Origin of the sequence: Streptomyces sp. R33 (assembly GCF_041200175.1) — a bacterium.
In the GTDB taxonomy this organism is placed as follows: domain Bacteria; phylum Actinomycetota; class Actinomycetes; order Streptomycetales; family Streptomycetaceae; genus Streptomyces; species Streptomyces katrae_B.
The window spans coordinates 3,559,772-3,575,367 of record NZ_CP165727.1; the positions used below are offsets into that span (position 1 = coordinate 3,559,772).

General features: G+C 71.6%; 15 protein-coding genes. 12 read left to right on the forward strand and 3 right to left on the reverse strand.

Going from position 1 to position 15,596, the window contains the following annotated elements; translation table 11 throughout:
* The first annotated feature begins 70 nt into the window (after positions 1 to 70).
* The 5 genes from AB5J51_RS16075 to AB5J51_RS16095 all read left to right on the forward strand — a co-directional run bounded on the left by AB5J51_RS16075 (position 71) and on the right by AB5J51_RS16095 (position 4,926).
* The gene (locus AB5J51_RS16075; RefSeq protein ID WP_369777946.1) at positions 71 to 1,351 is read left to right on the forward strand and encodes an alanine racemase; all 1,281 of its coding nucleotides are present in this window, start codon (positions 71 to 73) and stop codon (positions 1,349 to 1,351) included.
* 7 nt (positions 1,352 to 1,358) lie between these two features.
* Positions 1,359 to 2,930 carry an amidohydrolase family protein gene (locus tag AB5J51_RS16080; protein ID WP_369777947.1) on the forward strand — a complete coding sequence of 524 codons (1,572 nt, stop codon included), beginning with the start codon at positions 1,359 to 1,361 and terminating at the stop codon, positions 2,928 to 2,930.
* A gap of 73 nt (positions 2,931 to 3,003) precedes the next feature.
* Positions 3,004 to 4,014 carry a YdcF family protein gene (locus AB5J51_RS16085; RefSeq protein WP_369777948.1) on the forward strand — a complete coding sequence of 337 codons (1,011 nt, stop codon included), beginning with the start codon at positions 3,004 to 3,006 and terminating at the stop codon, positions 4,012 to 4,014.
* A gap of 87 nt (positions 4,015 to 4,101) precedes the next feature.
* Positions 4,102 to 4,287: a hypothetical protein gene (locus AB5J51_RS16090; RefSeq protein ID WP_053786277.1), complete on the forward strand. Its 186-nt coding sequence runs from the start codon at positions 4,102 to 4,104 to the stop codon at positions 4,285 to 4,287.
* Between the two features lie 162 nt (positions 4,288 to 4,449).
* Positions 4,450 to 4,926, forward strand: coding sequence for a nitroreductase family deazaflavin-dependent oxidoreductase (locus AB5J51_RS16095; protein ID WP_078987286.1), 477 nt, complete (start codon positions 4,450 to 4,452; stop codon positions 4,924 to 4,926).
* 56 nt (positions 4,927 to 4,982) lie between these two features.
* Here AB5J51_RS16095 and AB5J51_RS16100 read toward each other — a convergent pair whose 3' ends face one another.
* On the reverse strand, positions 4,983 to 5,459 hold the full coding sequence (locus tag AB5J51_RS16100) for a macro domain-containing protein (RefSeq protein ID WP_053786278.1): 477 nt from the start codon (positions 5,457 to 5,459) through the stop codon (positions 4,983 to 4,985).
* Between the two features lie 310 nt (positions 5,460 to 5,769).
* Between AB5J51_RS16100 and AB5J51_RS16105 the strand changes: the two genes are divergently transcribed.
* Both AB5J51_RS16105 and AB5J51_RS16110 read left to right on the forward strand, forming a co-directional pair.
* Positions 5,770 to 6,981 (forward strand): pyridoxal phosphate-dependent aminotransferase, encoded by a 1,212-nt coding sequence (locus AB5J51_RS16105; protein WP_053786279.1) that lies wholly within the window; start codon positions 5,770 to 5,772, stop codon positions 6,979 to 6,981.
* Positions 6,982 to 7,083: 102 nt separating this feature from the next.
* Complete coding sequence (locus tag AB5J51_RS16110) at positions 7,084 to 7,497, forward strand: hypothetical protein (RefSeq protein WP_053786280.1); 414 nt, start codon at positions 7,084 to 7,086, stop codon at positions 7,495 to 7,497.
* Positions 7,498 to 7,580: 83 nt separating this feature from the next.
* Here AB5J51_RS16110 and AB5J51_RS16115 read toward each other — a convergent pair whose 3' ends face one another.
* A complete protein-coding gene (locus tag AB5J51_RS16115) occupies positions 7,581 to 8,012 on the reverse strand; it encodes a hypothetical protein (protein ID WP_369777949.1) in 432 nt (143 codons plus the stop codon).
* A 143-nt stretch (positions 8,013 to 8,155) separates the two neighbouring features.
* Here AB5J51_RS16115 and AB5J51_RS16120 point away from each other — a divergent pair, with 143 nt between their 5' ends.
* The 4 genes from AB5J51_RS16120 to AB5J51_RS16135 are packed head-to-tail and all read left to right on the forward strand — an operon-like array spanning position 8,156 to position 12,681.
* Positions 8,156 to 9,232, forward strand: a complete 1,077-nt coding sequence (locus tag AB5J51_RS16120) for a substrate-binding domain-containing protein (RefSeq protein ID WP_369777950.1) — start codon at positions 8,156 to 8,158, stop codon at positions 9,230 to 9,232.
* 11 nt (positions 9,233 to 9,243) lie between these two features.
* A complete protein-coding gene (locus tag AB5J51_RS16125) occupies positions 9,244 to 10,431 on the forward strand; it encodes a toxic anion resistance protein (RefSeq protein WP_369777951.1) in 1,188 nt (395 codons plus the stop codon).
* Positions 10,428 to 12,053, forward strand: coding sequence for an extracellular solute-binding protein (locus AB5J51_RS16130; RefSeq protein WP_369777952.1), 1,626 nt, complete (start codon positions 10,428 to 10,430; stop codon positions 12,051 to 12,053). Before AB5J51_RS16125 ends, AB5J51_RS16130 begins: the two co-directional genes overlap by 4 nt.
* On the forward strand, positions 12,040 to 12,681 hold the full coding sequence (locus AB5J51_RS16135) for a hypothetical protein (RefSeq protein ID WP_369777953.1): 642 nt from the start codon (positions 12,040 to 12,042) through the stop codon (positions 12,679 to 12,681). The genes AB5J51_RS16130 and AB5J51_RS16135 overlap by 14 nt, the downstream gene beginning before the upstream one ends.
* Positions 12,682 to 12,803: 122 nt before the next feature.
* Here AB5J51_RS16135 and AB5J51_RS16140 read toward each other — a convergent pair whose 3' ends face one another.
* On the reverse strand, positions 12,804 to 14,630 hold the full coding sequence (locus AB5J51_RS16140) for a phosphoenolpyruvate carboxykinase (GTP) (protein ID WP_030290887.1): 1,827 nt from the start codon (positions 14,628 to 14,630) through the stop codon (positions 12,804 to 12,806).
* A 239-nt stretch (positions 14,631 to 14,869) separates the two neighbouring features.
* On the opposite strand from AB5J51_RS16140, the gene AB5J51_RS16145 reads away from it, so the two are divergent.
* Positions 14,870 to 15,550: a hemolysin III family protein gene (locus tag AB5J51_RS16145; RefSeq protein ID WP_053786285.1), complete on the forward strand. Its 681-nt coding sequence runs from the start codon at positions 14,870 to 14,872 to the stop codon at positions 15,548 to 15,550.
* Positions 15,551 to 15,596: the final 46 nt, after the last annotated feature.

The following is a 15,596-nucleotide window of genomic DNA, read 5'->3' on the forward strand; positions in this document are numbered from 1 at the left end:
GAATGTTAGACAGCCACAAGCACAGCACGCAACGAGCGTTGCAGAACTTGCAACGCGAGGAGGAATCCGCATGGGCACCGACGCAGTCCGCCGGCTCGCCGACGAACCGGTCGACCACCGGTTCAAGGGGCTGCCGCCCGACGCCGGGCAGGCGAATCTCACGGTCGGGCAGCTGGCCGCCGAGAAGCGGGACCTCTACACCGGCGGCTTCACCACCCCCGTCCTCACGCTCGACGCCGACGCGCTGGAGCACAACCTCACGGCCCTCGGCACGTACGCCGCCCGGCACGACCTCGCCTTCGCCCCGCACGGCAAGACCTGCATGGCGCCGCAGCTCTTCCGGCGCCAGCTCGAACACGGCGCCTGGGGCATCACCGCCGCCGTCCCCCACCAGGCCCGCGTCTACCGCGCCTTCGGCATCCAGCGGATCTTCCTGGCCAACGAGCTCGTCGATCCGGCCGCCCTGCGCTGGGTGGCCGCCGAGCTCGCCGCCGACCCGGAGTTCCGCTTCGTCTGCTACGTCGACTCCGTGCGCGGGGTCGAGCTCATGGACCTGGCCCTGCAGGGGCAGGGCCAGGTCGTCGACGTCGTCGTCGAGCTCGGCGCCGGCGAGGGCGCCCGCACCGGCGCGCGGACCGACGAGGACTGCCGGGCCGTCGCCGACGCCGTGGCCCAGGCCGCCGCCCTGCGCCTCGTCGGCATCGCCGGGTACGAGGCCGAGGTCCCCGGCGCCGACCCGGACTCCGTCCACGCCTACCTGCGCCGGATGACCGCGCTCGCCGTCGAGTTCGACCGGGCCGGGCGGTTCGCGCCCGACGTCGAGGAGATCGTCGTCAGCGCCGGCGGCTCCGCCTGGTTCGACGCCGTCGCCGACGTGTTCGCCGAGCTCCCGGAGCTGTCCCGGCCGACGCTGCGGCTGCTGCGCTCCGGCGCGTACGTCTCCCACGACCACGGCTGGTACACCCGCCTCACCCCCTTCAACCGCGTCCCGCAGGAGGGCGGCCTGCGCCCCGCCTTCCGGCTCTGGACCCAGGTCGTCTCCCGCCCCTCCCCCACACAGGCCTTCGTCAACGCGGGCAAGCGCGACATCGCCTACGACCTCGGCCTGCCCGAGGCCGAGCTCGTCCGCGACGCTCTCACCGGCGAGGAGCGCCCCGCCACCGGCGTGCGCGTGGTCAAACTGTCCGACCAGCACGCCTGGCTGGAGACCGACTCCGCGGACGGGGTGAACGTCGGCGACTGGGTGGCGCTCGGAATGTCCCACCCCTGCACGATCTTCGAGAAGTGGCCGCTGATCCCGGTCGTCGCGGCCGACGGGACGGTCACCGACTACGTGCGCACCTTCTTCTAGCCGCGCCGTGGACCTGGTCATCCGCGGGGCCCGCGTCGTCGACGGCACGGGCGGGCCCTCGTACACCGCCGACGTCGGCGTGCACGGGGGCCGGATCGCCGAGATCGGCCGGATCCGCTCCGGCGGCCGGCACACCGTCGACGCGCACGGCCTCGCGCTGGCTCCCGGCTTCGTCGACATGCACGCCCACAGCGACCTCGCCCTGCTCCGCGACCCCGACCACAGGGCCAAGGCCGCCCAGGGCGTGACCCTCGAGGTCCTCGGCCAGGACGGGCTCTCGTACGCGCCCGTCGACGACCGCACGCTCGCCGAGGTGCGGGCCGCCATCACCGGCTGGAACGGCGCGGGCGAGGACATCGAGTTCGACTGGCGGGACGTGGGCGGGTACCTGGACCGGCTCGATCGCACCGGCATCGCCGTCAACGCCGCGTACCTCGTCCCGCAGGGCACCGTCCGCGCGTACGCCCTCGGCTGGGACGACCGCCCGGCCAGCCCCGCCGAGCTCGACCGGATGCGGGCGCTCGTCGCCGAGGGCCTCGCGCAGGGCGCCGTCGGCATGTCCTCGGGGCTCACCTACACCCCCGGCATGTACGCCTCCGGCGCCGAACTGACGGAGCTGTGCCGCGTGGTGGCCGGGTACGGCGGCTACTACTGCCCGCACCACCGCTCGTACGGGCGCGGCGCACTCGGTGCGTACGCCGAGATGGTCGAGCTGAGCCGGGAGGCCGGCTGCGCGCTCCATCTCGCGCACGCCACCATGAACTTCGCGGAGAACGAGGGCCGGGCGGGCGCGCTCCTCGCCCTCCTCGACGGGGCCCTCGCCGCCGGGGCCGACATCACCCTCGACTCGTACCCGTACACCCCGGGCTGCACCACCCTCGTCGCGCTCCTGCCGAGCTGGGCGAACGAGGGCGGGCCGGAGGCCGTCCTCGCCCGCCTGCGCGACGACGCCGAGGCCGAGCGCATCCGGTACGCGCTGGAGGTGACCGGGGCCGACGGCTGCCACGGCGTCCCCGTCGACTGGGCGACGATCGAGATCTCGGGGACGGCCGACCCCGCGCACGGGGCGTACGTCGGCACGCGCCTGCGGGACTGGGACACCGCTCGGCGGCTGCTGGTGGAGGACCGGCTGGGGCCGACGATCCTCCAGCACGTCGGCCACGAGGAGAACGTCCGGGCGATCATGCGCCACCGGGTCCACACCGGCGGCTCCGACGGCATCCTCCGGGGCGCGAAACCGCATCCGCGGGCGTACGGCACCTTCCCGCACTACCTCGGGCGCTACGTGCGCGAGCTCGGCGTGCTCTCGCTGGAGGAATGCGTGGCCCACCTGTCGGGCCGCCCGGCGGCCCGACTGCGGCTGCCCGACCGGGGGTTGGTGCGCACGGGCCACCGCGCCGACCTCGTCCTGTTCGATCCGGAGACGGTCGCGGCCGGGTCCTCGTACGAGAACCCGCGCGCGCTGCCGGCCGGCATCCCGCACGTGCTGATCGACGGCCGGTTCGTGATGCGGGACGGGCGCAGGACGGACGTCCTGGCCGGCCGGTCGGTCCGCAGGACGCCGTACCGGGGCCGTTGAGCGGCGCAGCCCCTGAGGCCGCTCAGCCGTTGGGGCCGCCGGGGGTTCGGGCCGTCCGCCTACGATGGGCGGCATGCTCGCTTTCGTCCCCGCCGCGCTCTTCTTCGTCCTCTTCTGCGTGAGCGTGCGGGAGGACCGCCGGCGCTTCCGGAACGCGGTCCTGCTGGGCCTCACCCTGATGTTCGGATCGACGGGCCTGCTGTTCCAGATACCTGAGCTGCCGTCACCGCTGGACGCGGTCGCGGTGCTGCTGGTGCTGCTCGTGCCGACGGTCGGCACGCTCGTACTCGGCGGCTACCTGATCCGCAATGGCCTGACGATGATCCGCAAGGAGGGCCGCAGCCCGACCAACATGCTGTCCATGGCGGCGGGCCTCGGGATCTTCGCGCTGATCGCGCTGGTCCTCGGGGTGGCCGGCCGGGGCTCGCGCGTCGTGGACACGATGGTGGCGGGCCTGATCATGCTCGTCGGCTACGTCTCCTTCCTCTTCCTCTGCTTCCTCACGTACGCCTTCCTCTACGGGCGGATCACGGTGCGCGGTGACGTCGACTACGTGGTGATGCTGGGCTCCGGCCTCATCTGCGGCGAGCGGGTGCCTCCGCTGCTGGCCTCCCGCCTGGAGAAGGGCCGGCAGATCCACGCCGCCCAGGTGGCCCGCGGCGGCCGGGTGCCGCTGCTGCTGGTCTCGGGCGGGCAGGGGACGGACGAGAGGCTGTCGGAGGCGCGGGCGATGGCCGACTGGCTGATCGCGCAGGGCGTCCCGGAGGAGCAGATACGGCTCGAGGAGCGCTCCCGTACGACGAAGGAGAACCTCGCCTTCAGCCGCACGATCATGCTCGATGCGGACCCCGGCTACCGCTGCGTGGTCGTCACCAACAACTTCCACGCGTTCCGGGCCGCCATGACGGCCCGCAGGGCCGGGGTGAACGGGCAGGTGCTCGGTTCCCCGACGGCCACGTACTTCTGGCCGAGCGCCACCCTGCGCGAGTTCGTCGCGGTGTTCTGGGAGCACCGGGCGGTGAACCTGAGCATCTGCGCCTCGATAGTCGCTCTGACGGCGTTCGCGGCGGTCGCCTCGGCGTGACGGCGCGGGCCGGGGGCCCTGCAGGTGCGTTCATGGCGATGTCGCCGGAGGATGAGGGGATCGGGGGACATTCCGAGGAGGTAACCGATGGACAGTGAATCGGACCAGCAGCCCAAGCGGCCGGCCAAGCTCTTCAGCGGCGGGGAACGGCCGTACGACCCCGAGGACCTCGTGATGGTGCAAGGCATGGAGCCGACTCCGGAGCGGCTCGAGAAGGCGCGCCAGCTGATCGAGAAGGAAGGCCCGGAGGTCATCGAGCGCTACCTCCCGTAGCGCGGACGGTAGCGCGGCACGAAAGCTGCTGGTGGCCCCGGTCCGGGGGCCGCACCCCCGGACCGGGGCCACACGTCGGCTGCGCCGGCCCGAGGCCGACCGCATCCAGAATCGGTGAAGGATCGTTAAGCCTCGCGGGGGCCCTGACTCGGAGGCACCGCCATGCAGACGATCACCATCGACTGGGACCACCCCACCGACCCGAAGCCGGGCCGCGAACGGGACCACGTCCGGGAGCACGTACGGGACTACGTGACGACCGGCGGACTCGACGGCCATCTGTGGCACGGGGTCCCCACGCTCCTGCTCACCACGGTCGACCGCACCACGGGCCGGACCGCCCGGACCCCGCTGATCTACGTCGAGGACGCGGGCCGCCACATCGTGCTCGCCGCGGACTGGGGCGCCCCGGAGCACCCGGCCTGGTACCGGAACCTGGCCGCCCACCCGGAGGTCCGCCTCCAGGTCGGCCCGGCCGTCTTCCAGGCCACGGCCCGTACGGCCTGCCCGATCGAGCGGGACGTCTACTGGCCCGCCATGACGGCCCTGTGGCCCCTGTTCGACGACTACCGGACGGCGGCGGCTCCCCGGGAGATCCCGCTGGTCATCCTGGAGCCGGCCCCCGGCCGCTGCGCCTGAGGCCGTCCGTACGGATCACGCCCCGCATCGGACCGGCCCGGCGGCCGGTCCGGTGCTCACCCGTGGTCGTAGACCGTCACGGGCACGTCCCGCGCGGACAGGGCCCGGGTGATCAGCGGTTCGATGCGGGGCCACGTGCCGCCGGCGAGGCCGCAGCCTATGCGGGGCATGTGGACCGAGGCCTCCCGTTCGAGCGCGTGCCCGGCGAGCGCCGCCAGGCAGCGCTCCACCGCGTCGTAGCGGATCGGGGGGCCTCCGCTGCCCGTGCGTATGCCGCGCTGGCCGACCATGTTGGCCACCCAGACGTCCGGCTTCACCTGGACCAGCTGGACCGCACCCAGCCCGAAGTCGTTCCCGCTGCGGCCCCGGTACCAGGCCCGGTACGCCTTCTCGGGCTCGGGCCAGCGCTTCGAGAGCGCCACCACGAAGCCCTTGCCCCAGCCGCCGATGTCGTTGCAGACGTGCGCGATGATCTTCGGCCCTTTGGCCTGCGGGCTGGTCGCGTCCCCCGCGATGATGCGCAGATGTTCCATGTTCCGCCCCTTTCCCCACCCACGACGGTACGGGCGGCCCCTGACATCGGTGCGCCGGCGGCGCCCGGGGGCCGGCCCTGCTCGAGCCCCGTACGCGCGCACCTCGAAGCGACGAGCGTGACGAGCGCAACACCGCCGCTCGCCCGCCCGCGCCCCCCACCGATTCCGCAGGCGGGAGCGCCGTGGTGCCGCCGTTTCCAAGGGCGGATCGCGCCGTCACCGTCCCATCATGCGAAACGGGACATATCCCTCCTCCGATCCTGCCCCGAATACCTCGGCGGAGCGCCCGTACGGCCCGTAAGCTCCCGTCATGCAGGTGATCCAGTCAACGAAACTCGCCAATGTCTGCTACGAGATCCGCGGCCCCGTCCTCGAAGAGGCCATGCGGCTCGAAGCAGCAGGTCATCGCATCCTCAAGCTCAACACCGGCAACCCCGCGGCCTTCGGCTTCGAGTGCCCGCCGGAGATCCTTGAGGACATGCTCCGCAACCTGGGCAACGCCCACGGGTACGGGGACGCGAAGGGGCTGCTCTCCGCGCGCCGCGCGGTCATGCAGCACTACCAGACCAAGGGCATCGAGCTGGACGTCGAGGACATCTACCTCGGCAACGGCGTCTCCGAGCTGATCCAGATGTCGATGCAGGCGCTGCTCGACGACGGCGACGAGGTGCTCGTCCCGGCGCCGGACTATCCGCTGTGGACCGCCTCCGTGTCGCTGGCCGGCGGCACCGCCGTGCACTACCGCTGCGACGAGCAGTCCGACTGGATGCCGGACCTCGCCGACATCGAGCGCAAGATCACCGACCGCACCCGCGCGATGGTGATCATCAACCCGAACAACCCGACCGGCGCCGTCTACGACGACGAGATGCTGCGCGGCCTCACGGACATCGCACGCCGCCACAACCTGATCGTCTGCTCCGACGAGATCTACGACCGGATCCTCTACGACGGCGCCACGCACACGAACACCGCCGCGATCGCCCCGGACCTGCTGACGCTCACCTTCAACGGGCTCTCCAAGAACTACCGCGTCGCCGGCTACCGGTCCGGCTGGATGGCGGTCTGCGGCCCCAAGAAGCACGCCGCGTCGTACATCGAGGGCCTGACGATCCTGGCCAACATGCGGCTGTGCGCGAACATGCCCTCGCAGCACGCCGTCGCGACCGCCCTCGGCGGCCGGCAGTCGATCACGGACCTCGTCCTCCCGGGCGGGCGGCTGCTGGAACAGCGCGACACGGCGTACGACCTGCTGACGCAGATCCCCGGCATCACCTGCGTGAAGCCCAAGGGCGCGCTGTACCTCTTCCCGAAGCTCGACCCGGCCGTCTACAAGATCAAGGACGACCGCCAGCTGGTCCTCGACCTGCTGCGGGCCGAGAAGATCATGGTGGTGCACGGTACGGGCTTCAACTGGCCCGAGCCCGACCACTTCCGCATCGTGACGCTGCCGAACCCCAAGGACCTGGCGGACGCGGTGACGCGGATCGGCAAGTTCCTCGACGGATACAGCCAGCCCTAGGAAGCATGCCTACCAGGCACGGGGTACTCGATACCGGATCGAGCACAACTTTAGAACGGATCCAATGTAGGATGGCCTCCTGACCACGCAGGAGGCCCCCTCATGTACGAGCCGATCCGCACGAAGCCGGTCGTCCACCGTCCGGGCGGCCGCCACTCCGACGCCCACGCCGGCTATCCGCACAGCAGCCGCGCCGAAGCCCTGGACACCCAGCTCGCCGGTCACCTGGCGGCCCTGCTGACCGTCACCGACGAGCTCGGCCTCGACGGCGCAGCCGCCCGTATCGCCGCCCAGGTGACCCGGCTGCGGGGTGCGGAGCCCACGCGGGCACCGCACGCCGACATCGCCGGGGCCGCCGAGCTCACCGCCCTGCACCAGCGGGCCCATGACCTCGCCGGCCGCGCGCTGGTCGTCGCCGCGTCCCGCGCCGACACCACCGTCGCGATCCTCGCCGCCGAGCGCATGGACGCGCACGCCGCCGCCCTGGCCTCGCAGAACCTGGCCGGCAGCCTCTGATCGGCCCCGGTCCGGGGCCGCGGAGGCTCCGGACCGGGCGCCACCGCCCTGGCCGGGCCGGGGTTCGGGCCCGGACCCGCGCCTCACACGCCGGCGGGGCCGGACGGGGTGAAGTCTGCGGCGGCGACTCCGCACCACGGGGTTGTCGCCGGGGGCCAGCGGGGGCCCAGGGCTTCGGCGTGTTCCGTGGCGGCCGGGGCCACGCCCGGGACCCTGACCAGGGCCTGGGCCGAGCGGGCAGCCGGGTCCGGGGTGGCCTTTTCGCGGAACTCGACCGTGACCACGTACGCGCCCGTGCCCTCGGGGCGGCCCGCCACCTCCACCGTCGCCACCACGCGGCGGCTGCCCGGGTCGATCCGGCAGCCGGTGACCCGTACGTCCTCCACCGCCGGTCGCGGCGGCGCCGCGCCCGGCTCGCCGCTGGCCCAGACGTACAGGCCCAGCGGGGCGAACACCAGCAGGCCGGCCACGACCGTCAGGCCGACCGCCCAGCCCTGCCACTTCAACGCGCTCACGCCCATGGGACGATCCTCCCGGCCTGCCGCCCCGCCTGCCAGCACCGGCCGATCCACACAGCATTTCGAAGTGGGACCGCCTGGACACCTGACGTTCACTCGACTTCGCGCGGAATGTGGGTTTCCGCGAGCACGCTGCACCCGTGAGACGCATCCTAGGAATCGCCCTGGCGGTCCTCCTCCTCGGCGGCGTGGTCGCCGTCGCGCTCGCCGGAGGAGACAAGACCCCACGCACGGCAACGAAGACCGTGAAAGGCGTCATCGGATCCGAGAAGTCCGAATACTTCCGCGATCCCGACGTCGTCAAAGCCCTGGCCGACAGGGGCTACACCGTGAAGACCGAAACGTCCGGCTCCTGGGCGATGGACCAACTCGCCCTCAAGGAGTTCGACTTCGCCTTCCCCAGCAGCAGTGAACCCGCCCCGGAGATCGAGGCCGCGGCCGGCGTCAAGGGGGCCCAGACCACCAAGCCCTTCTTCTCGCCGCTCGTGGTCGTCGCCCGCTCCAACGCCGCCAAGGTGCTCGCCGACAACAACCTCGCCAAGATGACCGGCAAGAACTCCGGGACCCTCCTCATGGGCCCCTACCTCAAGGCCGCCGACGAGAAGCGCAGCTGGCAGCAGCTGTCCGGCTCCGCCGCCTACGCGGAGCTCACCGGCACCGTGTTCATCAAGACCACCGATCCCGCGACGTCCAACTCCGGCGCGCTCTTCCTGGCCGCCACCTCGAACGTCGCCAACGGCAGCAACGTGGTCTCCGACCAGGCCGGCATCGACCGCACCGCGCCGCTGATGCAGAAGCTGATCTCCGTCCAGGGCGCCCTGGAGCCGAGCACCGACGACCCCTTCCGGGCCTTCATCTCCGGCAGCGGCGAACCGCTGATCCTCGCGTACGAGTCCCAGGTGGCCTCCCTGCTCCAGCAGAAGCAGGCCCCGGGGGACATGGTGGTGCTCTACCCGGACACCACGGTCAACTCCCCGCACACCTTCGTGCCGATCAGCGAGAACGCCAAGGAGCTCGGCGCCCTCCTCGCCACCGACCCGAAGCTGCGCGAGCTGGCCGTCCGGCACGGGTTCCGGCCGCAGAACGGCGTGCCCGAGTTCACCGCGGCCACCGCCGCACACGCCGCGTACCTCAACCCGGAGCTGGCCGGCATCCGCCAGGTCAGCGCACCGACCGTCAAGATCCTGATGGCGCTGGCCGCGCGCGCCAAGGGCTAGGGGGGACGTACATGACTCTGACACCACCGGAGGACGGCCCGCTCGTCCTCACCGCCCCCGAGCCCGTCGCCCCCGTCAAGCGGGAGCAGGCTTCGGGCCTCGTACCGCTCCAGGACGGGGTGCGCGAGGAGATGGCCCGCCGGGCCGGGGAGTACGTCGGCTCGCTCGCCGGGATCGACGCCCGCTCCCCCGAGTTCGCCAGCCGCATCGTAGAGATCTCCGGGCTCGGCGCCGCCGACATCCGCAGCGCCGCCCAGCAGTCCAACCGGATGCTCGAGCGGGCCGTACGGTCCCTCGGCTCCGACGGGGGCGGCGACGCCCAGGCCCGCGTCGCGGGATCCCTGGTCGAGCTGCGCCGCACCGTGGAGGACCTCGACCCGCGGGACACGCCCGCCAAGGGCGTCAAGGCGCTCCTGGCGAAGCTGCCCGGCGGCAACAAGTTCCGCGACCACGTGGCCAAGTACGCCTCGTCGCAGGCCACCCTCAACAGGATCGTGGGCGCGCTGCGCGGCGGCCAGGACGAGCTGCGCCGCGACAACGCCGCCCTGCACACCGAGCGGGCACGCCTGTGGGAGACCATGGGCAAGCTGCAGGAGTACGCCGTCCTCACCGAGGCCCTCGACACGGCGGTCGAGCAGCGGATCACCGAGGCCGAGCTCAGCGACCCGCAGGCGGCCGACGCGATGCGCGCCGACCTCCTGTTCCCGGTCCGGCAGAAGCACCAGGACCTGCTGACGCAGCTGGCGGTGTGCGCGCAGGGCTACCTGTCGATGGACGTGGTCCGGCGCAACAACGACGAGCTGATCAAGGGCGTCGACCGGGCCGCCACCACCACCGTGTCCGCGCTGCGGATCGCTGTGATGCTGGCTTCGGCCCTCGACAACCAGCGCAAGGTGATCGAGCAGGTCAACACGTTGCGGACGACCACCGAGGACCTGATCCGCGGGAACGCGGAGATGCTGTCCACGCAGAGCGGGGAGATCCAGCGGATCGCCGCCGACCCGGCGGTCGGCGCGGAGACGCTGCGGACGGCCTTCGCGCAGATCTACCGGACGCTGGACGCGATCGACACGTTCAAGGTGCAGGCCACCGAGAACATGGCCGCCACCGTCGAGTCCCTGACCGGGGAACTGCAGACCGCGTCGGCCCACCTGGCCCGTACGCGTACCTCCGGCGCCCTGGAAGGCGGGGACCGATGACCATCCGTGGCGTCCGTACCGCTTCGGTGCGCAGACGGCTCGCGGCGGCGGTCGCGCTGGCCGCGACCCTGCTGGGGGCCTCGGCCTGCACCTCCGACGATCCGGATCCGGCGAAGCCCAGCGGGTCGAAGTACCAGGAGGGCAAGCTGCGGGTGCTGGCCTCCAGCGAACTGGCCGACATGGAGCCGGTGCTGAAGGCCGCGAAGGCCGCCACCGGGGTCACCGTCGAGCTGACCTGGTCCGGCACCCTGGACGCGGCCGAGCAGGTCGCCTCGGGCAAGGCCGACGGCAAGTACGACGCGATCTGGCTTTCCTCCAACGACTATCTGCGGCTGCGCCCCGAGGCCGCCGGGAAGCTCAGCAGCGAGACCCCGGTGATGTCCTCGCCGGTCGCGCTCGGCGTCCGGGCGGACGCGCTGGCCCGGCTCGGCTGGAAGCCGGAGGAGGTCACCTGGTCGGCGGTGCACGAGGCCGTCGCCGCCGGGAAGCTCTCGTACGGGATGACCGATCCGGTGCGCTCCAACTCCGGTTTCTCCGCGCTGATCTCGGTGGCCTCCGGGCTGTCGGGCGCGCAGGCGGCGCTGACCGACGCGGACGTGAACACGGCCCGGCCGAAGCTGAAGGAGTTCTTCGCCGGGCAGAAGCTGACCTCGGGTTCCTCGGGCTGGCTGGCCACCGCGTACGCGAAGCGCGGGGACGTGGACGCGCTGGTGAACTACGAGTCCGTGCTGCTGTCCATGAACCGGGACGCGGAGACCGGCCTGACGGTGATCCGGCCGCGCGACGGCGTGGTCACCGCCCACTACCCGCTGACCCTGCTGACCTCGGCCCCGGCCGGGGCCCGCGAGTCGGGGCGGGCCCTGACCGACTACCTGAGCGGCGCCGAGGCGCAGAAGGCGATCACCGAGAAGACCTTCCGCCGGCCGGTCGCGGCCGGGGTGCAGCCTGCCGCAGGGCTGAACGCGGACAAGCGGCGGGAACTGCCGTTCCCGGGCACCCGGTCGGTCGCCGACGGGCTGCTGGCCTCGTACGAGAACGAGCTGCGCCGGCCCTCGCGCACGGTGTACGTCCTGGACACCTCGGGCTCCATGGCCGAGGAGGACCGCATCGGGCGGCTGCGGTCGGCGCTCACCGAGCTGACGGGCACGGACGGTTCGGGGACCGGGCAGCGGTTCCGGGACCGCGAGGAGGTGACGCTCCTGCCGTTCGGCGACAGGGTGAAGGAGGTGCTGACGCACGTCGTCGAGCCGGGCAATCCGGGTCCCGCGCTGGATGCGATCCGGGGCGATGTGAAATCGCTCCGGCCGCAGGGGGGTACGGCCGTGTACGGCAGTCTGAAGGCGGCGTACGAGCACCTGGGGAAGGGCGACGCGGACGCGTTCACCTCGATCGTGCTGATGACGGACGGGCAGAGCGGCGACAAGGCGAAGGACTTCGACTCCTTCTACGCCGGGCTGCCGGACGCGCAGAAGCACACGCCGGTCTTCGCGGTGCTGTTCGGGGACTCGGACCGCAAGGAGCTCGCCCACATCACCGAACTGACCGGCGGGCGGCTCTTCGACGCCACCGACGGCAACGGTTCGCTGGACGGAGCCTTCGAGGAGATCCGTGGCTACCAATAGACCCGCCGCCGGCGGGAGAGGGCTCGGCGCGCGCCTTCTCGGATACCTGGAATCGAAGAAGAACCTGGCCGGCAGCGCCTGCGGCGTGGCCGGGCTGGGCCTGACCCTCACCGGTGTCGCGGGCACGTACTGGCCGGTGGTCGTGGCGGGGCTGTACGGCGCGGGCGCGCTGATCGCCCCGCCGGAGCGGCCGGCGCCACCGGAGCCGGAGGGTCCCACCGAGCAGCTGAACGGCGTACGGGAGCAGTTCGGCCGGCTGCGGGAGTACGTGGCCGAGGTGGAGCTGCCCGCTCCGGCCGAGGGGCGGCTCGTGGAGCTGATGGAGCTGTACGGGGCGCTGCTGGAGCCGGGGTGGGTGGCCGACGTCCTGGCCACCGATCCGGAGTCGGTGCACGCGCTGTCGCGGGCGATCGAGCTGGACGTGCCGGAGTGCGTGGACACGTACAACCGGACGCGCTGGTGGACCCGGCTCACCCCGGGCGGGGAGTCGCCGGAACGCCACCTGGAGCGGCAGCTGTCGCTGCTGTTCGAGGAGGCGGAACGCGTGACGGCGGACCTCCGCGAAGCAGAGGCCCGCCGTCAGCAGACGCACACGACCTACCTGGAGGAGCGCGGACAACGCTCCTGACAGGTATGACTTCTGGCCGGTGCTGCGGTGGGAACCGCTTGGTCGGGGGCTCCCACAGCGGTGGGCGCCGCTTGGTCGGGGGCTCCCACGTTCATTGGCCCTTCTTCAGGGCGCGGCCTGGCTCAGCCCAGGCGCTCGACGAGCGCGTGGTACTGGTCCCACAGCTCCTTGGGAGTGTGGTCGCCGTAGGTGTTCAGGTGCTCGGGGACCAGGGAGGCCTCGTCCCGCCACACCTCCTTGTCGACGGTGAGGAGGAAGTCCAGGTCCTCGGCCGCGATGTCGAGGCCGTCGGTGTCGAGGGAGGCCACGGTCGGCAGGATGCCGATGGGGGTCTCGACGCCCTCGGCCTTGCCGTCGAGGCGCTCGACGATCCACTTCAGGACGCGGCTGTTCTCGCCGAAGCCGGGCCACACGAACTTGCCCGCGTCGTTCTTGCGGAACCAGTTCACGTAGTAGATCTTCGGGAGCTTGGACTGGTCCTTGCCCTTGGCGACGTCGACCCAGTGGCCCATGTAGTCGCCCATGTTGTAGCCGCAGAACGGCAGCATGGCGAACGGGTCGCGGCGCAGCTCGCCGACCTTGCCCTCGGCGGCGGCGGTCTTCTCGGAGGCGATGTTCGAGCCGATGAAGACGCCGTGGTTCCAGTCGAAGGACTCGGTGACCAGCGGCACGGCGGAGGCGCGGCGGCCGCCGAAGAGGATCGCGGAGACCGGGACGCCCTTGGGGTCCTCCCACTCGGGGGCGATCGTCGGGCACTGGGACGCCGGGACGGCGAAGCGGGCGTTGGGGTGGGCCGCCGGGGTCTCGGACTGCGGGGTCCAGGCGTTGCCCTTCCAGTCGATGAGCTCGGCCGGGGGCTCCTCGGTCATGCCCTCCCACCAGACGTCGGAGCCGTCCGGGGTGAGCGCGACGTTGGTGAAGACGGTGTTCGCGTACATCGTCTTCATGGCGTTGGCGTTGGTGTGCTCGCCGGTGCCGGGCGCGACGCCGAAGAAGCCGGCCTCGGGGTTGATCGCGTACAGGCGACCGTCCTCGCCGAAGCGCATCCAGGCGATGTCGTCGCCGATGGTCTCGACCGTCCAGCCGGGGATCGTGGGCTCCAGCATGGCCAGGTTCGTCTTGCCGCAGGCGCTCGGGAACGCGGCGGCGACGTACTTCGCCTCACCCTGCGGCGGGGTGAGCTTGAGGATCAGCATGTGCTCGGCGAGCCAGCCCTCGTCGCGCGCCATGACGGAGGCGATGCGCAGCGCGTAGCACTTCTTGCCGAGCAGGGCGTTGCCGCCGTAGCCCGAGCCGTACGACCAGATCTCGCGGGTCTCGGGGAAGTGCGAGATGTACTTGGTGGTGTTGCAGGGCCACGGCACGTCGGCCTGGCCCTCGGCGAGCGGAGCGCCGAGGGTGTGGACGGCCTTGACGAAGAAGCCGTCGGTGCCGAGCTCGTCGAGGACGGGCTTGCCCATGCGGGTCATCGTGCGCATGGCGACCGCGACGTAGGCGGAGTCGGTGATCTCGACGCCGATCGCGGAGAGCTCGGAGCCGAGGGGGCCCATGCAGAAGGGGACGACGTACATCGTCCGGCCCTTCATGGAGCCGCGGAAGATACCTTCCTGCCCGGCGAAGATCTCCTTCATCTCGGAAGGAGCCTTCCAGTGGTTCGTCGGACCCGCGTCCTCCTCCTTCTCGGAGCAGATGAAGGTCCGGTCCTCGACGCGCGCGACGTCGGACGGGTCGGAGGCGGCGTAGTACGAGTTGGGGCGCTTGCCCTCGTCGAGCTTCTTGAACGTGCCCTTGGCGACGAGCTCCGCGCACAGGCGCTCGTACTCGGCCTCGGAGCCGTCACACCAGACGACCCGGTCGGGCTGGGTGATCGCTGCGATCTCGTCCACCCAGGAGATCAGCTCCTGGTGGGACGTCGGGAGGGAAAGGGGAGCCGCGTTCTCGCGCGCCACGATTGCTCCTTGTTGAGGGGTTGTTTGGTGTTTGCCCCGTGGGGGCTGCGACCCGGACGCTTCGCGCTCCGCTCATCCGGTGCCGACCGCACTCATCTGATCATCCGGTGCATGTGCGCATATGTCCAGGGGGCCTCTCACGTGAGCATCGCCACTCCCGTCAATCTTCCGTAAAGCGCACAAGGGAAACCTACGGACCCGTAGGTAGCATGGCGGCCATGAGTTCTGACGCCGCCGCCATGCCGGTCGACGCCGTACCGGTCGTACCCGACGCCTCCGAGGCACCGGAGGCCAAGCCGCTGATGCGCGGCTGGCTGCACACCGGGATGTTCCCTGCCGTCGTCATCGCGGGCCTGGCGCTGATGGCCTTCACCGAATCGACCCGGGCCCGGGTGGCGTGCGGGGTGTACATCCTCACGGCCTGCCTGCTGTTCGGCGTCAGCGCGGTGTACCACCGCGGCACCTGGGGCCCCCGGGGTGAAGCCATCCTGCGGCGTCTCGACCACGCCAACATTTTTCTGATCATCGCAGGGACCTATACCCCGCTGACGGTGCTCCTGCTCCCGCCCTCCACCGGACGGACGCTCCTGTGGGCGGTGTGGATCGCGGCCGCGGCCGGCATCGCCTTCCGTGTCTTCTGGGTCGGCGCCCCGCGCTGGCTCTACACCCCCTGCTACATAGCGATGGGCTGGGCGGCGGTCTTCTTCCTCCCCGACTTCCTGCGCACCGGCGGCATCGCCGTCCTGGTCCTGGTGATCGCCGGCGGGCTCCTCTACAGCGCGGGCGGCGTGATCTACGGCATGAAGCGCCCGAACCCCTCCCCCCGCTTCTTCGGCTTCCACGAGGTCTTCCACTCGCTGACGCTGGCCGCCTTCGTGGCCCACTACGTCGGCATCTCGCTGGCGGCCTACCAGCACTAGGTGCCCGAACTGCCGGAGCCCCGTCGCGGTGCGCGGCGGGGCTCCG